11 protein-coding genes are annotated in these 15,371 nt (G+C 47.6%); 3 read left to right on the top strand and 8 right to left on the bottom strand.

All coding sequences use genetic code 11. From position 1 onward, the window contains the following. Positions 1-804: a hypothetical protein gene (locus R3D00_24735; protein MEZ4776405.1), complete on the top strand. Its 804-nt coding sequence runs from the start codon at positions 1-3 to the stop codon at positions 802-804. Here the strand turns inward: R3D00_24735 and scpA are convergent, their stop codons facing one another. Both scpA and R3D00_24725 read right to left on the bottom strand, forming a co-directional pair. Continuing rightward, a complete protein-coding gene (scpA, locus tag R3D00_24730; protein MEZ4776404.1) occupies positions 805-2,949 on the bottom strand; it encodes a methylmalonyl-CoA mutase in 2,145 nt (714 codons plus the stop codon). Further along, positions 2,946-4,715 carry a methylmalonyl-CoA mutase family protein gene (locus tag R3D00_24725; protein ID MEZ4776403.1) on the bottom strand — a complete coding sequence of 590 codons (1,770 nt, stop codon included), beginning with the start codon at positions 4,713-4,715 and terminating at the stop codon, positions 2,946-2,948. The genes scpA and R3D00_24725 overlap by 4 nt, the downstream gene beginning before the upstream one ends. A gap of 118 nt (positions 4,716-4,833) precedes the next feature. On the opposite strand from R3D00_24725, the gene R3D00_24720 reads away from it, so the two are divergent. Further along, entirely contained in the window at positions 4,834-5,238 is a 405-nt protein-coding gene (locus tag R3D00_24720) for a DUF1801 domain-containing protein (protein MEZ4776402.1), read from the top strand. Here R3D00_24720 and R3D00_24715 read toward each other — a convergent pair. The 3 genes from R3D00_24715 to R3D00_24705 are packed head-to-tail and all read right to left on the bottom strand — an operon-like array spanning position 5,225 to position 6,552. Then, positions 5,225-5,653 carry a protein-export chaperone SecB gene (locus R3D00_24715; protein ID MEZ4776401.1) on the bottom strand — a complete coding sequence of 143 codons (429 nt, stop codon included), beginning with the start codon at positions 5,651-5,653 and terminating at the stop codon, positions 5,225-5,227. The two genes, R3D00_24720 and R3D00_24715, sit on opposite strands and share 14 nt — an antisense overlap. A 3-nt stretch (positions 5,654-5,656) precedes the next feature. After that, positions 5,657-6,118 (bottom strand): hypothetical protein, encoded by a 462-nt coding sequence (locus tag R3D00_24710; protein ID MEZ4776400.1) that lies wholly within the window; start codon positions 6,116-6,118, stop codon positions 5,657-5,659. Further along, the gene (locus tag R3D00_24705; GenBank protein ID MEZ4776399.1) at positions 6,115-6,552 is read right to left on the bottom strand and encodes a hypothetical protein; all 438 of its coding nucleotides are present in this window, start codon (positions 6,550-6,552) and stop codon (positions 6,115-6,117) included. Before R3D00_24705 ends, R3D00_24710 begins: the two co-directional genes overlap by 4 nt. 204 nt (positions 6,553-6,756) lie before the next feature. On the opposite strand from R3D00_24705, the gene R3D00_24700 reads away from it, so the two are divergent. Continuing rightward, positions 6,757-11,685 (top strand): S8 family serine peptidase, encoded by a 4,929-nt coding sequence (locus tag R3D00_24700; protein MEZ4776398.1) that lies wholly within the window; start codon positions 6,757-6,759, stop codon positions 11,683-11,685. A 132-nt stretch (positions 11,686-11,817) separates the two neighbouring features. On the opposite strand, the gene R3D00_24695 is transcribed toward R3D00_24700, so the two are convergent. The 3 genes from R3D00_24695 to sulP all read right to left on the bottom strand — a co-directional run bounded on the left by R3D00_24695 (position 11,818) and on the right by sulP (position 15,350). After that, positions 11,818-13,275, bottom strand: coding sequence for a rhodanese-like domain-containing protein (locus tag R3D00_24695; protein MEZ4776397.1), 1,458 nt, complete (start codon positions 13,273-13,275; stop codon positions 11,818-11,820). A gap of 81 nt (positions 13,276-13,356) precedes the next feature. After that, positions 13,357-13,599: a rhodanese-like domain-containing protein gene (locus R3D00_24690; GenBank protein ID MEZ4776396.1), complete on the bottom strand. Its 243-nt coding sequence runs from the start codon at positions 13,597-13,599 to the stop codon at positions 13,357-13,359. A 23-nt stretch (positions 13,600-13,622) separates the two neighbouring features. Continuing rightward, positions 13,623-15,350 (bottom strand): sulfate permease, encoded by a 1,728-nt coding sequence (gene sulP, locus R3D00_24685; GenBank protein ID MEZ4776395.1) that lies wholly within the window; start codon positions 15,348-15,350, stop codon positions 13,623-13,625. Between the last annotated feature and the right edge of the window lie 21 nt (positions 15,351-15,371).

Raw genomic sequence — 15,371 nt, 5'->3', positions numbered from 1 at the left:
ATGAAAGCTTTCAAAGTTCTTATGTTGATGAGAATGCTGTGTCTGCCACTGGCAGGCACAGTGTTTTCTCAAAACACTTCATCGGGCGTACTTACTGCTTCCGAAGAGTATATTGACAAATTATTTATTTTCGTCGCAGAAGCCCAGTTGGTGCAATATGACCTGCTCAACCAGAACTTTGATGAAAATTCCCGTGCCATTGCGCAGAGAGGGGATGTTTTTCAGGTGATCGGGACAACTACAATCGAAGAAAACATCTGGTATGTTTTTCGTTTTCACCATACCGACAAATCTTCTCAAAACCGTATGCACACTTCTGAAAAGGAAACACCTGTATTTTACGGTGTGCGGATGCTTGATTTTCAGGCCAAAACCCGAATCTATAATAAAATATCCTCGGTCAGTTTTGGGGCAATCATGGTTCCGGTAAAATTTCGTTTTCCCAATAAAGAGGCGGCTTCTTTTGATCTATCCAAAGATGTAGCCATTGGCACTTCTGTCGGATACAAACAAGGGCTGTCGCGTTTCAACCCCTACTTCATCAATTTTTTATTTGCCACAGGTGTTTCTTCTATTTCTGCCTTTCCCGAAAATACCGGCGGAGCAATTACTTCGACTACAGATGTCGCCGGACTTACCACGAGTCTGGGCATCATTCTGGAAATGGATAAAATCCAGCTTGGTGTCTTCAGCGGAGTAGATATGGTACCCAAATCTCCCGGAAAAGTCTGGACCTATCAGGGCGCTCCCTGGCTTTCGGTTGGAATCGGGTTTCAGATGATTTCGTGGAATGCAGGGCTATAGTTACGTGTGATTCATGAGTTTTTGGAGAATATTTTCGGCAGCATCGGCAATGACTGTCCCGGGGCCAAATACACCCGCAACGCCCGCATCAAACAAAAATTGATAATCCTGTTGAGGAATAACCCCTCCCGCCACGACCAGTATGTCTTCTCTGCCGAGTTTTTTGAGTTCTTCGATCAGTTGTGGAATAAGGGTTTTGTGCCCAGCCGTCATGCTGGAAATGCCTACAATATGCACATCATTTTCTGCGGCCTGCATGGCGACTTCAGCAGGTATCTGGAATAAGGGCCCAATGTCCACGTCAAAACCCAGGTCGGCAAAACTGGTGGCAATGATTTTTGCACCCCGGTCATGGCCGTCCTGGCCCATTTTGGCGACAAGGATGCGCGGACGACGACCTTCTTTGCTGGCAAATTCGTCGGCCATCTTTCGGGCTTTTTCAAAGGCGGGGTTTTTCATGACTTCCTGAGCATAAACTCCTGATACCGATTGTGTGGTAGGACGGAAACGGCCGAAGGCCTTTTCCATGGCCTCGGAGATTTCTCCGAGGGTAGCGCGCAACCGCGCAGCCTCTACAGCCAAAGCCAGCAGATTGCCTTCTCCGCTTTGGGCCGCATTTGTCAGCGCTTCCAATGATTGGGCTACTGCGGCAGTATCTCTCCGGGCTTTTATTTCTGTCAGCTGTCTGATTTGTCCTTCTCTCACCGATACATTGTCCACTTCCCGTATCTCAAAATCTGTGGTTGTTTCTGCCTGAAAACGGTTTACCCCCACAATCACGTCCTGCCCCGAATCGATTCGCGCCTGCTTGCGTGTTGCAGCTTCTTCGATGCGCATTTTGGGTATCCCGGCTTCTATGGCTTTGGTCATTCCCCCCAATTCTTCTACTTCCTCAATCAGCGCCCACGCTTTATGGGCGAGTTCGTGGGTGAGTCGCTCTACATAATACGATCCCGCCCAGGGATCAACGGAATGGGTAATGCCCGTTTCTTCCTGAAGGTACAATTGGGTATTGCGGGCGATGCGCGCAGAGAAGTCTGTAGGTAGGGCAATGGCCTCGTCAAAACTGTTGGTGTGCAGCGATTGGGTGTGGCCAAATGTTGCCGCCAGGGCTTCTACACAGGTGCGGGCGATATTGTTGAGCGGGTCCTGTTCCGTCAGACTCCATCCCGATGTCTGGCAATGGGTGCGCAGGGACATGGATTTGGGGTTTTGGGGGTTAAAGGTTTTTACCATTTTGGCCCACAACATCCTCGCCGCGCGCATTTTGGCGATTTCCATAAAGAAGTTCATCCCCACAGCCCAGAAAAAAGATATCCTTGGGGCAAAGTCGTCCACATTCAGTCCGGCTTTTACTCCTGCGCGGAGATATTCCAGCCCGTCGGCAAGGGTATAAGCCATTTCCAGATCTGCAGTTGCGCCTGCTTCCTGCATATGATAGCCGCTGACTGAAATGGAGTTAAACTTTGGCATATGCCGGGAAGTATAGGCAAATATATCACTCACAATCCGCATGGAGGGCGCCGGCGGATAGATGTAGGTGTTCCTCACCATAAATTCTTTGAGGATATCATTCTGAATCGTTCCGTTTAACTGTTCGGGTTTTACTCCCTGCTCTTCAGCTGCCACGATGTAAAATGCCATGATGGGAATAACCGCACCGTTCATCGTCATGGAAACAGACATTTGGTCGAGGGGAATTTTGTCAAACAGGACTTTCATATCTTCCACGGTATCAATCGCCACTCCGGCTTTTCCCACATCGCCTTCTACCCTTGGGTGGTCGGAATCATAACCGCGGTGTGTGGCCAGGTCAAAAGCAACGGAGAGCCCTTTTTGCCCGGCGGCCAGATTGCGCCGGTAGAATGCGTTGGATTCTTCGGCTGTAGAAAACCCTGCGTACTGGCGAATAGTCCATGGTTTTTGGGCATACATCGTAGGGTAGGGCCCGCGAAGAAATGGTGGAATGCCTGCCGCGTATTTCAGATGTTCCAGTCCTTTGAGGTCCTCAGGGGTATATGTTTTTTTTATACTAATATCCTCCGGCGTTTTCCACCAGGGTTTTTCGGGCTCGCCTGATTCTATCGCAATTTCGCGAATTTGGGCAGGGCTTTTATAGGGAATATTTTCAAATTTGGGTCTCATATCCTGGCTGCAAGTTTTTGTAAAAATTCAAGGGCATTCATGCCTGCAAAAATATAGTCATCTGCCTGGAGTGCTTCTACGCCTTCGGGCTTTCCTGCTATAATGATTACAGCGCCCGGTGCCTGTTTTTTTGCCTTTTCGATCATGGTTTTTCCATTTTCGAGATAATCTGCATCGCTGCTGCACAGGACAACAATGTCGGGCGCTGCCGATTGAATCTCTCCTTCTTCCCCGATTTTTAATCCAAGGCAACCTAGCAGGTTGCGGGCAAATTGTTTTCTGGCGTTTCGCATTTTTACATCGCCAAATGTCATCAGAAAAGCCACCGGGCGTTTTCCGCTTTGGGCTGTCCGCTTGTCCATTTCCAGCCGCAATACTTCGAATGGGGAAAGAAATTCATGGGCATGAATGTCGGGAAAGGCTTCTGTACTACCAGGGTATTGATTGACCCCTACCATAACGGATTTCCGGCTGGCAAAATCTGTATCTTTTTTTTCTGCCGAATGTTCCAGCAATTGCAAAATCTGCCCTTCTTTCATCATCTGGCTGAATCCGCCGAGTTTTTCGATCTTTTGGAAACGTGTCCATGCGGCTTCTGCAAGCTGATCAGTGAGGATTTCCAGATGCCAGGAACCCCCGCCGGGGTCGGTAACTTTGTCCAGATAGGACTCATGGCGAAGGAGGTGCTGGATATTACCGGAAAGTCGTGCAGACTGAATATCTTCCGGCCCTTTCATGCGGTCAAAAGCGGTTACGATCAGTGCATTTGTGCCTCCTGCAATAGCTGAAATCGAGGCTGTTGTTGCCCGAAGCAGGTTGTTGTGCCGGTCGTAAAGGCTAAGATTCTGGCGGGAAGTGCGTGTGATGAGAAATGGAGACTGAAGGTCTGCACGGGTTTCTCCCCAGGCAGCAATAAGTTTGGCGTATAAAATCCGGAAAGCGCGTAGTTTGGCGGCTTCCATAAAAAAATCGCTTCCCGCAGAAAAGGTGATCGCGATATTTTCGAGAATCTCTTTTCGGGCTAATACGGACTTTGTCTGTTCGAAAAAATCGAGGTAGTCCGTCACCACAGCCAGTGCAAAGGCAATTTCTTCGGTGATCGTTCCGCCCATTTCCTGTACCCATGAAAAATCCAGCCCCAGTGTACGGAAGTTTGGGAGGTTGCGCCCGTTGATCAGTCCCCCTTCGCAATGCGCCATCTCCACAGGGTGAACAGCTTTTCCTGCACTAGCCGCTTTGGAGATCGGGTCGTTGTAGAGTGTGCCGGTGAGTTCGTTTTTGCGGAATTTTCGGATAAGGAGGAGTTTGACCAGATCGAGCACGGTTTGTACCGGACGTTGGTTTACTTCGAGGTGAACTGCTGTGGAAGGCAAATGAATCTGGGAAAGCAGGGCTTCTGTTTCTTTGGGTTCCGGAAGGCGGTAATAGCCAGAAAGGGCGATGGCTTCGGGAGGGTGGGTAAGGATTTTTTCCAGAATTTGTATTGCCTGCGGCTGGTCTGCGCTGATTTCGTTGACGATCTGCCAGCCCGGACCATAGGCATGGAAGCGGTTGCCCCGGCGGAAGGGAAATTTTCCGGGGGGAATGAGTAGCTCATGGTTAAGGTGGCGAATATCTTCCTCCCTGTACCAGGGCGCAAGGGAAAGAAATTTTTCCGGCTCAAAATGCAGCGATTCGATCGTGCGCCCCTTCAGCGCTGCTTCTGCCTGTTTTCGCCATGCGTCAGAAGACACTGGCGGAAATTCCTGAAATAACGGTAAACTCATAACAATCGGTTGTGAAGAAAGTATGTAAACTAACAGTATTTTTCCGAAAAACAGAATGACACAGTATATTCAAAACCAGTAAACGGTTAGTTTTAAGTAAATGTTAACAGGTAATATTATGGCTGCCATGCAAAACGTCAGGTTTGATAATGTTGAAGCATTTTTGGACTACCTCCCCGACAATGAGCGGGTCATTGTTGACGTGCTCCGGCAAATTATTCTGGATTGTATTCCCGATTGCCGGGAAAAATTGTCTTATAATGTCCCCTATTACTGGAGACATAGCCGGGTGTGTTTTATCTGGCCATCAGCCGTGCCATGGGGAAACGTAAAACTCAACGGCGTACAACTGGGTTTTTGCCAGGGGTATAAACTCAGCGATGAAATAGGATTTCTCGAAAAAGGCAACCGAAAGCAGGTCTATAGCAAAACCTTCACCCGGGTGGAGGAGATTGATGAAGAGTTGGTGCGGGCGTATTTGTATGAGGCTGTGGAGGTGGATAAAGACTTCAGTCAGAAGTGATTTTCCCCTGAATATGCGTTTTGTAGTGTTGTACAAAGTTAAAGGGCGCTAAAAATATAGGTCCGATTCCGGCTTTTCCAGTTACAGCGCTTATATGCTCCCGGATGTATGGGTAAATGATCGCAGGGCCGTTGATATATTTGAATTGCTCACGATCGAATGGTAGTTCTGCCGGGAGTATGAAAGCTGCTTCCATCTTTACCTTTGCATAATAAACTTGTTCACCTTCATCAGAGGGCGTCAAAGTTATCGTGAGTTCACAGATGGTAATATCCTCGCTTTCTGATGCCCTCAATTCAATATTGATCAGTGTATGCTGCTGAGGCCATTTTCCCTTATCTCCAAGCTTCTTAAACTCAGACTCAACCAGCAGAATATCGCGAAGACTAATTTGTGGAATAGTTTCTTCAGACATAGGTTATGCAGCTTGTAAATAAGAATCTTCAATATTCGTATCTATGTGTTGATTCAAATCTTCATTTATGTTGAGAGTTGTGTCAGGTGCAGGAACATAGAAAGAAGGTTCCTTACCATAAATAATGGATTCGATAATGCTGGTATCATTTGACAGATCTTCCGCGGAGACAAAAGGAGCCTCATTTTGAAAGTCTTTGGTTGAAATAATAACTATCTCTGGCTGGTCCAGCTCCGTCAGTGCCCCTTCTGTAATAAATGCCAGCGATTCTCCAAAGGATTCGAAAAACATTTGCGACCAGTCCAAATCCTTTTCAAGGAATGCGGAATCATTGTAAATCTCCGCCGGAAGCTTGATAAAGTGTGTTTCAGACGAAATCTTATATTGATAGATCAGATGAAGATTTGGATAATCCTTCAGCAGGGCTTCAATAATATTATGAATAAAGTTTAATACGGGTGTCATATTGAAAATACTTTTTTGAGTATATCTTGAATTTCTTCTGCTTTCAGCCTGGCTTTATAACATTTTTCCTGGTTTACAGGGCTGTCGTCGTAATCAGACTCATGTCGGAAATTTTTCAGGTCTTTCATAGTAGCCTGAAATGAACGGGCAATTACAGGATCTTTTTTGTTTGCGCGAAGTTCCTGAGTAATTCTTTCAATCAAAAAAGAATGAGTTCCCTGATTGGTTTTTCGGTCAAATGTCTGTTGTTGAGACCATGATTCTTCCGTTTCCCCCAATTTGTAAAGAAGAATATACTTGAGCGACTGGAGACATCCATAGTAGAGGCAATGAATGGCAGGTGCATAATACTTTTGTTGTGAACTCCCTGATTTTTCAAACAAAAGAGTAGCTGCATGGAAATTTTGGGTTGACTTATCCAAAAGATATCGCATCGGGCAATATTGTGAATGGGTGCTGTTGTACTCAAAACTGAACAACGCAATTTAATGCAATTAGATAAGAATTTCAAATTCTAAAATGACTACACCACTGGTTATGAAAGTTGTCTTTTTCTACTTCACGTCGGAGAATTCTTTTTGGCGATCTAAAGGCTAAACATTAATTTTCATGCTTATTCCCTTACCAAAATCCACATAATGAAAAAACTTTACGTGCTTTTGATGTTGTGCATTCTTATGCCATTTTCTCAAATGGTTGCACAGGACTCCCGCTATGAGGTGCTCCTCAAGTCGGGAAAAGAACTCTTCCCGGAAAATCTTGCTGCTTTCCTTCAAAATCCGGATATAAGGCCGGATGAGGTAGCCGAAAATCAATTTTTTCGCTTTGTTCAGTTTTTCAATATCCCCGACCAGGCAGACAAAGAACGGTTCCTCGCAACAGGTGTCCGGATCGTCGGTTACGTTCCCCGTTATACTTTTCTGGTAGCTTTTCCCTCCGGCTATAATACCGATCAACTGCAAAACTTTGCAATCAGAAGCGTAATGCCTGTATTGCCCCGGCACAAAATCAATCCGGTGCTGGACAATCAGTCTGTGCCTGACTATGCCCTTCGCGGCAATCGGGTCGAACTGGTAGTCGAGCATTATCCGCAGATTTCTCGCCAGACGGTCGTCAGAGGGCTGCTGAAAGCCGGAGTTGAAATCGCTGAGGAGAATAACAATTCCAATCTCCTCACCATTCTGGCGCTTCCCGAAGACATTTACAAGATCGCTGCGCTCTCCTGTGTCAGCTATATCGAACTCATATCTCCGCCACCCGTGGCTGAAGATACCCGCGGCAAAAGCCTTCACCGCGCCAATGTGCTCAACTCCGAGTTTTCGGCAGGGCGCCATTACGACGGCGCTGGAGTCAATATACTCTGTCGCGACGATGGGATTGTCGGGCCCCATATAGATTTTAAAGGCCGGATCGACAATTCGCTTACCAATAATGCAAACGGCACGCACGGCGACGGTGTTTCGGGTATCATGGCAGGCGCAGGTAATCTCGACCCCAATATTCAGGGGATGGCGCCGGGTGCGTTTCTGTATGTGACCGACTATGTTCAAAACTTCCTCGACACCACCCTCGGGCTGCATATCTATCACGATGTGATGGTGACCAACAGCTCGTATAGCAATGGCTGTAATGCGGGTTATACGACCATTACCCGTACCGTGGATCAGCAGTCATTTGACTACCCTTCCCTTCTTCATGTATTTTCAGCGGGAAACTCCAACAACTCTGACTGTGGTTATGGCGCAGGCAACCAATGGGGAAACATAACGGGAGGGCATAAGCAAGGGAAAAATGTCATTGCCACGGCCAATCTTTTGTCCAACGACGTGCTGGTCAACAGCAGTAGTCGCGGCCCGGCGCATGACGGACGGATCAAGCCCGACATTTCGGCCAATGGGAATGGACAGCAGTCCACCAGCCCTGATAATGAATACATTACCTTCAGCGGTACTTCCGCTGCTGCCCCCGGCATCGCCGGGGTTTCTGCGCAGTTGTACCAGGCCTATAAGTCGCTTCACGGCGGCCAAAACCCGGAGGGATCGCTGGTAAAGGCTGCCATGCTCAACACTGCCGATGATATCGGCAATACCGGGCCGGATTTTCAATTTGGCTGGGGCCGTATCAATGCGCGTCGCGCTGTGGAGGTGTTTGAAAAAAATACTTTCTTTTCCGCTACCATCACCCAAAGTGGCAATAATACGCATACTATTTCTGTTCCTGCCAATACCCGTGAGCTGCGGATTATGACCTACTGGATGGATCCTCCTGCCGCCGTACAGGCAGGTATTGCCCTGGTCAATGACTTGAATATGCAGGTTACTGCTCCCGACAATGGCATTCACAATCCGTGGATTCTCGATCCGACCCCCAACCCTGTCAACCTCAATGCACTGGCTACCACAGGTATTGACAACCTCAATAATGTGGAGCAGGTGCTTTTGCTCAATCCCCTTGCCGGAAACTATACAGTGAATATAAATGGATTTTCTGTTCCACAGGGACCGCAGAAATATTATATCGTTTACACGTTTGTCGCTGACGAAATCGTGGTGACGTATCCTTACGGAGGAGAAGGCGTTGCGCCTGGCGAGCCTGTACGGATCCGCTGGGATGCGCCGGGTTTTACTCCGGGAGATGGTACATTTACGATTGAATATACGCTTGACAATGGCTTATCATTGAACCCGATTGCATCTAATGTCGGTTCGAATGTAAGGTATTACGACTGGGGCGTTCCGGCAAATATCTCTGGTAATGCGCGCGTTCGTGTCAGCAGAGGCGCAAACAGCGATGAAAGCGATGCCGATTTTTCTATTATCGGCGTACCCGTTATTCAACTTTCCTCCTCCTGCCCCAGTAATTTTACGATTAGCTGGCCGGCGATTTCCGGTGCGGTTGCTTACGATATTTTTTTGCTGGGCCCCCAATACATGGATTCGCTGACGACCATTGCTGCAACTCCCAATCCTTCATTTACCTATTTTGTACCGATTCAGGAATTGCACTGGATTGCCGTGCGCGCCAGAGGTGCCAATGGAGAAAAAGGAAGAAGGTCTGTTGCCATACTCAGGGAGAGTGGAATCAGGCAAAACTGCCCCATCAGCAATGACGTGGGGCTTGTGGAAGGCAGTTCGGGAGTTGAAGGCCCTTTTCTGGATTGCCGGGCATATTCGATTCCGGTGAAGGTGGTTTTGAAAAACGAAGGTAATAACGGAATCGCCAATATTCCGGTGTTTTATCAATTGGGAAACAATCCTCCTGTTTCCGGAACCTATTCAGGAACGATTGCTCCAAACGGAACTATATTATTCACATTTCCTACGCTTCTCACGTTATCACAACCGGGCATTCAACCTTTGACGATCTGGACTGAATACGCTGCGGATTCTGTTCATTATAATGACACTACGGTTCAGTTGGTAAATGTACTGCCCGGTAATCTCGTAAGCCTTCCCTATCAGGAAGATTTTGAAACTTTACAAAACTGTGCTACTACCCCTAATTGCGGGGAAGAAGTGTGCAGCCTGTCCAACGGATGGTTAAATGCAGCCAATGGTACGGAAGATGATATAGACTGGAGGGTAAATAATGGCACCACCCCAACAGGTAGTACCGGCCCCACCGCAGACCATAAACCAGGAACAGCATCTGGAAAATATCTTTATCTCGAATCCTCGGGGGCATGTAATCTGCAGGAGGCGATTTTGCTGAGTCCCTGTATTGACCTGACCGGAGTAACCGCAGGTGAATTTTCGTTCTGGTATCACATGTTTGGTAATAATATGGGCGAGTTACATGTGGATTTACTTATCGGGAATGCATGGATAAATGATTATATACCACCCATAGCTGGCAATAAGGGTAACACATGGCAAAATGTCAAAGTAAACCTCATGCCCTTTTCCGGTCTGACGGTCAACATCAGAATCAGGGGTATTACCGGAACCGGATTTCAAAGCGATATAGCGATTGACGATATAGCGGTTTATGACCTCGCAGGGCCTCCGCTGGCAGATTTTGACGCCTCCGTAAAATACACCTGCCCGGGACAGTCTGTTCAGCTTACTGATATGTCTGCAAACAATCCGCAGTCATGGGCATGGTCTTTCACCCCTAATGCAGTTACATATATTGGCGGAACCAACCAGACTTCACGGAACCCTGTCGTGCAGTTTTCAGCAGCAGGAGTGTATGAAGTAAGCCTTACGGCGACCAATCCCAATGGCAGTGCCATGCAGGTTAAAACTGATTATATTACAATTACCGAGGGCCTGGTTCCTGACCTTGTTGAAACATTTGAAGGAGGCGATTTCCCGCCTCAGAACTGGTGGGTTTTAAACCCAAACGGCGGTACCACCTGGGATACACTGACAGTCATCGGAATAGACGGTAACCCTTCCCGGGCGGTGTATATCGATCATTTCAACAATTCAATCGTCGGGGATCCTGATAACCTGATAAGCTGGAAAGTGGATCTATCTGTGGCAGATCAGCCTATACTGGTTTTTGATGTGGCTTATGCCCAGTTTAATGAATTTTCTAACGACCAGTTACAGGTATCTGTTGCGCAAAACTGCGCTGAAAATTTCACCACAACCATTTATTCGAAACCAGGCCAGATACTGGCAACTGCTCCTCCTACTGACGACCCGTTTTTCCCTGCCCAGGGCTCAGACTGGCGGCGAGACACCGTTGATCTCAGTCCTTATAATGGAAGCGTGATTACACTTTTATTCCGCAGCGTAAATGGTTCTGGCAACAATAACAATATTTCACTTGACAATATCCAGGTGATTGAGACCGGGGATCCGGGGCCCAACGCAGCTTTCTCCCTTACGCCCGAAGCTATTTGCGAAGGAGAAACCATTATTTTTGCCGATCAGACGACAGGAGGAACCAATATCAGCTACAACTGGAATTTTGGACCTGATGCAACGCCCTCCTCAGCAGGTACTGCCGGGCCACATGCCGTGGTCTTCAATGCTCCCGGCACCCAGATTGTATCCCTGAGCGTAGGCGATGCCAGTGGCACGACCATTTCTTCACAAGCACTGGTGGTAAGCCCGCTGCCCGACCCCGACTTTACCTATACGACTGTAGGAGCGGTATATAAATTTACCAATACCACTGTAAACGGAAATAGCTGGTTTTGGGATTTTGGCGACGGCGTTACCAGTACGCTGGCCGATCCGCAGCATTTATATACCCTCAACAACTCCTACCAGGTCATGCTGGTGGCGTGGAACGATTGCGGCCCGGATACCACATTCCAGACGATTGATGTTACTACCGTAGGGCTGGAAGATGATTTGGGTGGAACGCAAATTTCCGTTTATCCGAATCCAGGTCAGGACTTATTTTACCTTGAACTGGCCGGAGGAAAAACAGGGACATTTGATTGTGTGGTGGTGGATATGACCGGAAGAGAGATCGTGAAGTTTGAGGTGGAAAAATATTCAGCAGAAACCACCACAGGCTTTAGTCTCACTGGCCAAACGCAGGGAATCTATTTTCTACGGGTACTCAGCGGCAGTCAGGTTCGATTGATCAAGTTGATGAAGGAATAGGGCGAGTCCTGTTCATAAAAATCAAAATACGCTATCCTGTTTGGGGTAGCGTATTTTTTTTTGAAAAAAACAAGGGCTACTACACCAGGTGCCGTAACCCTTGTCCCCAATATACTTAAAAAAGAAGATATCTTATCCTCCCACTACTTCTTCTACCTGCCGGTCGATGACTTCCTGGGGAAGTTCGGTGGGGCAGATATAGTCGGTGGTGGGAATTGATGTTTTGAGCAAAGCATCCCATCCGCCTTCGACGTCAACAATGCTGGCGATGCCTCTGGCTTTGAGGATAGACGCTGCAATCATGGAGCGATAACCGCTTTTGCAGTGGAGGAAAAGCGTTTTTCCTTTTTCGATGCGGTGCATATTCTGGTTGATAAAGTCCAATGGGAGATTTTCTGCACCATCTACATGCTGAGACAGGAATTCGGAAGGTTTGCGCACGTCAAACAGGGTATCTACTTCACCGTGAACAAACATTTCTGCCACCTTCTCTGCCGGCATTCCTTTTACCTGATCGACCTCTTTACCTGCTCTTACCCAGGTTTCCAATCCACCTTCGAGATACCCCAGGGTATTGTCGTAGCCTACGCGGGCCAGGCGGGTAACGGTTTCTTCCTCTCTGCCTTCGGTAGTAACAAGCAGAATCGGCTGATTGAGGTCGGGGATGAGTGCACCTACCCAGGGAGCAAAACTTCCATCCAGCCCTATGAATATCGAGTTGGGGATGTGTGCCGCAGCAAAATCACTTTTATTGCGGGTGTCCAGAACCAACGCACCCATATTTTCGGCGATTTCTTCAAAGTGTGCAGGCGAAAGCGGGATTGCGCCTTTGGCGAGTACATCGTCAAAGCTGCCGTAGCCATCTTTATTGAGGCGGGCATTTTTGGCGAAATACTGCGGCGGAGGCAGAAGGCCTGAACTTACTTCGACGATAAACTCCTCACGGGTCATATCTGCGCGGAGGGCGTAGTTGGTGCGTTTCTGGTTGCCGAGGGTATCCCAGGTTTCGCTGGACATATTTTTGCCGCAGGCAGAACCCGCGCCGTGGGCAGGGTATACAATCACCTCATCAGGCAAAACCATGATTTTGTTGCGGAGGCTGTCAAATAACCAGCCGGCAAGGTCTTCTTTGGTGATTTCCCCGGATTTCTGTGCGAGGTCAGGTCTTCCGACATCGCCGATAAACAAGGTGTCACCGGTGAATATCGAATGTTCTTTTCCTGATTCATCGTACAAGAGATAGGTGGCACTTTCAGGTGTATGGCCGGGGGTATGGAGGACTTTAAACGTAACTTTTCCGACTTTTAGCTCTTGTCCATCAGTAGCTTCAATGATTGGAAAATTGGTTCTGGCAGTGGGACCAAACACAATCTCCGCACCGGTTGCCTTTGCAAGGTCAACATGACCGGAAACAAAGTCCGCATGGAAATGCGTTTCGAAGATATATTTCAGGGTTACGCCTTCGGCGTTGAGTTTTCTGATATATGGCTGTGTCTCGCGGAGCGGATCAATGATCACAGCTTCGCCTTCACTTTCAATATAGTAAGCGGCCTCAGCGAGACATCCTGTATAAATCTGTTCTACTTTCATGATATTAATATTTGGCTTGCCACGGGCACGTTTAGGGGTTGTTGTTACAGGGAAATTTTGCAAATATACGAAGTTGCGGAGTTATTTTACACTTCTCCATGAACCGCCGTTGGTAATATTTTTCAAACCCTGCTCTTTGAGCCAGCTTACTACCTGTCCGCTTCTGTTTCCTGAAGCACAGCAAAAAATCAACGGCTCCTGCATTTTTTTAATCTCGTCCACTTTCTGAGCGATTTTTCCCATAGGGATATTCACTGAGTTTTCTACATGTCCAAGCATAAACTCCCAGGGTTCACGAACGTCGATAACAGTTGCTTTTTCCATTGTTTTAATGATTAAATAATTGATTAATTAGATTGAAGTGTATATGGTTTAAACTTCGAATTATAGTTTGTTTTGTCAATTCCGTCATGGAAATCCACTGCTTCCTGCACATCCATAAAGCAGTTTTCTTTTCCTATTTTTTCAATCAGCCCTGCCCGGAAGAAGGCATCCCTCACCGGGCCTTTTACTGCTGCGAAGTAGATTTTAAGGCCTATGCGGTGATAGTTTTCGATAATCTCTGTTAGGCCTCGTATCCCGCTGCTGTCGATGTAGTTGATACTCTCTGCATGAATAATAATCGCCCGAAGTTCTTCTCCCCGCTCCTCAACACAGTCGTTGAGATTTTCTCTGAAGTATTCGATATTGGCAAAGTAGATCTGTGCATCAAATCGGTATATGAGTAAATCTTTTCGCACTTCCAGATTCGTAAACCGCTTTTCATTCCTGTAATGTGTACTGCCGGGTACTTTGGCCAATACAGCTGTATGAGGCCTTGAAGTGCGGTAAATGACCACTACCAAAGACAATACTACCCCAGAAATAATCCCTGTCTGTATACCCAAAAAAAGCGTGGCAAAAAACGTTGCCGCCAGCATCCAGAAGTCTGTGCGATTGGCATTCCAGAGTGTCCGCGCTTCTTTTATATTTACCAGACCCAATGCAGCTACCATAATGATGGATGCAAGAACAACCAACGGGAGGTAATAAAATGCAGGCGTAAAAAACATCAGGGTAATCATTACTACCACCGCACTGATGATCGAAGCGAGATTCGTTTTTGCCCCGGCCTGATCGTTGACTGCCGAACGCGCAAGTCCGCCTGTTACCGGATAACCTTGAAAAACCCCACTTCCCAAATTGGCCATTCCAAGGGCGATCAGTTCCCGGTTGGGGATAATTCGCTGCCCGGTATGTTTGGCTGCAATGGCCTTACCGATGGCAATCGTTTCGGTAAAACCGATAAGAACCAGTGCAAGTGCTATGGGGAAAAGGTCTCCGATATTTTTAGGTGTAAGTGCAGGCAGGGTAAATGCCGGCAAACCGCTGGGGATATCTCCTAATATTTTCACTCCTGCCTGATTGAGTCCCAGCCCCCATGAGGCAAGTGTACCTATGATTACCAGTGTGAGAGAGCCTGGCATGGAGGGAAAATATTTTTTCCCCAGCTTTATGAGCACAATTCCTAAAGTTCCCATTCCCAGGGTAAGCAGATGCGTCTGGTTGATATTGGCTACCGTATCGATAATGATATTGAAGAAATACTGGCTCCGCCCGATATTGACCCCCAGCAGGTATTTAAATTGGTTTCCCACTATAATCAGGGCTGCAGCAGAAGTAAAACCACTGATGACAGGGTTGGACAGGAAATTGACGATAAAACCCAGCCGCAATAAGCCAAATAGTAACTGCATAGCCCCGACCATAAAAGCGAGGGTAAATGCGAGGGTAATATAGTTGATGCTCCCCGGTTCGGCTATTGCCCCGATGCCTGCGGCTACGAGCAGTGATTCCATGGCTACCGGCCCTACTGAGAGTTGGCGGGAAGTGCCAAAGATACTGTAAAGAATAGCCGGAATAGCCGCAGCATACAATCCTGTAACCGGAGGAAGGCCGGCGATCATGGCGTAAGCCATTCCCTGAGGGATTAGCATGGCGGCTACAGTCAGCCCAGCACCAAAATCTCCAGGGAGATTTTCTCTGCGGTACTGCCTGATCCAGGGAATGTTGGGAATAAATTTGCTGATTTCCATTAATGCTTTTTCCAAAATCTA

The organism is Bacteroidia bacterium (assembly GCA_041391665.1).
Classification (GTDB): domain Bacteria; phylum Bacteroidota; class Bacteroidia; order J057; family J057; genus JAGQVA01.
This window is presented reverse-complemented; position numbering and strand designations above follow the sequence as displayed.

Excerpts from the sequence above, each read along its gene's own strand:
- scpA (MEZ4776404.1), bottom strand. The coding sequence starts at position 2,949 with ATGAGACCCAAATTTGAAAATATTCCCTATAAAAGCCCTGCCCAAATT.
- R3D00_24690 (MEZ4776396.1), bottom strand. The coding sequence starts at position 13,599 with ATGGAAAAAGCAACTGTTATCGACGTTCGTGAACCCTGGGAGTTTATG.
- R3D00_24700 (MEZ4776398.1), top strand. The coding sequence starts at position 6,757 with ATGAAAAAACTTTACGTGCTTTTGATGTTGTGCATTCTTATGCCATTT.
- R3D00_24735 (MEZ4776405.1), top strand. The coding sequence starts at position 1 with ATGAAAGCTTTCAAAGTTCTTATGTTGATGAGAATGCTGTGTCTGCCA.
- sulP (MEZ4776395.1), bottom strand. The coding sequence starts at position 15,350 with ATGGAAATCAGCAAATTTATTCCCAACATTCCCTGGATCAGGCAGTAC.
- R3D00_24715 (MEZ4776401.1), bottom strand. The coding sequence starts at position 5,653 with ATGTCTGAAGAAACTATTCCACAAATTAGTCTTCGCGATATTCTGCTG.
- R3D00_24710 (MEZ4776400.1), bottom strand. The coding sequence starts at position 6,118 with ATGACACCCGTATTAAACTTTATTCATAATATTATTGAAGCCCTGCTG.
- R3D00_24725 (MEZ4776403.1), bottom strand. The coding sequence starts at position 4,715 with ATGAGTTTACCGTTATTTCAGGAATTTCCGCCAGTGTCTTCTGACGCA.
- R3D00_24695 (MEZ4776397.1), bottom strand. The coding sequence starts at position 13,275 with ATGAAAGTAGAACAGATTTATACAGGATGTCTCGCTGAGGCCGCTTAC.
- R3D00_24705 (MEZ4776399.1), bottom strand. The coding sequence starts at position 6,552 with ATGCGATATCTTTTGGATAAGTCAACCCAAAATTTCCATGCAGCTACT.
- R3D00_24720 (MEZ4776402.1), top strand. The coding sequence starts at position 4,834 with ATGGCTGCCATGCAAAACGTCAGGTTTGATAATGTTGAAGCATTTTTG.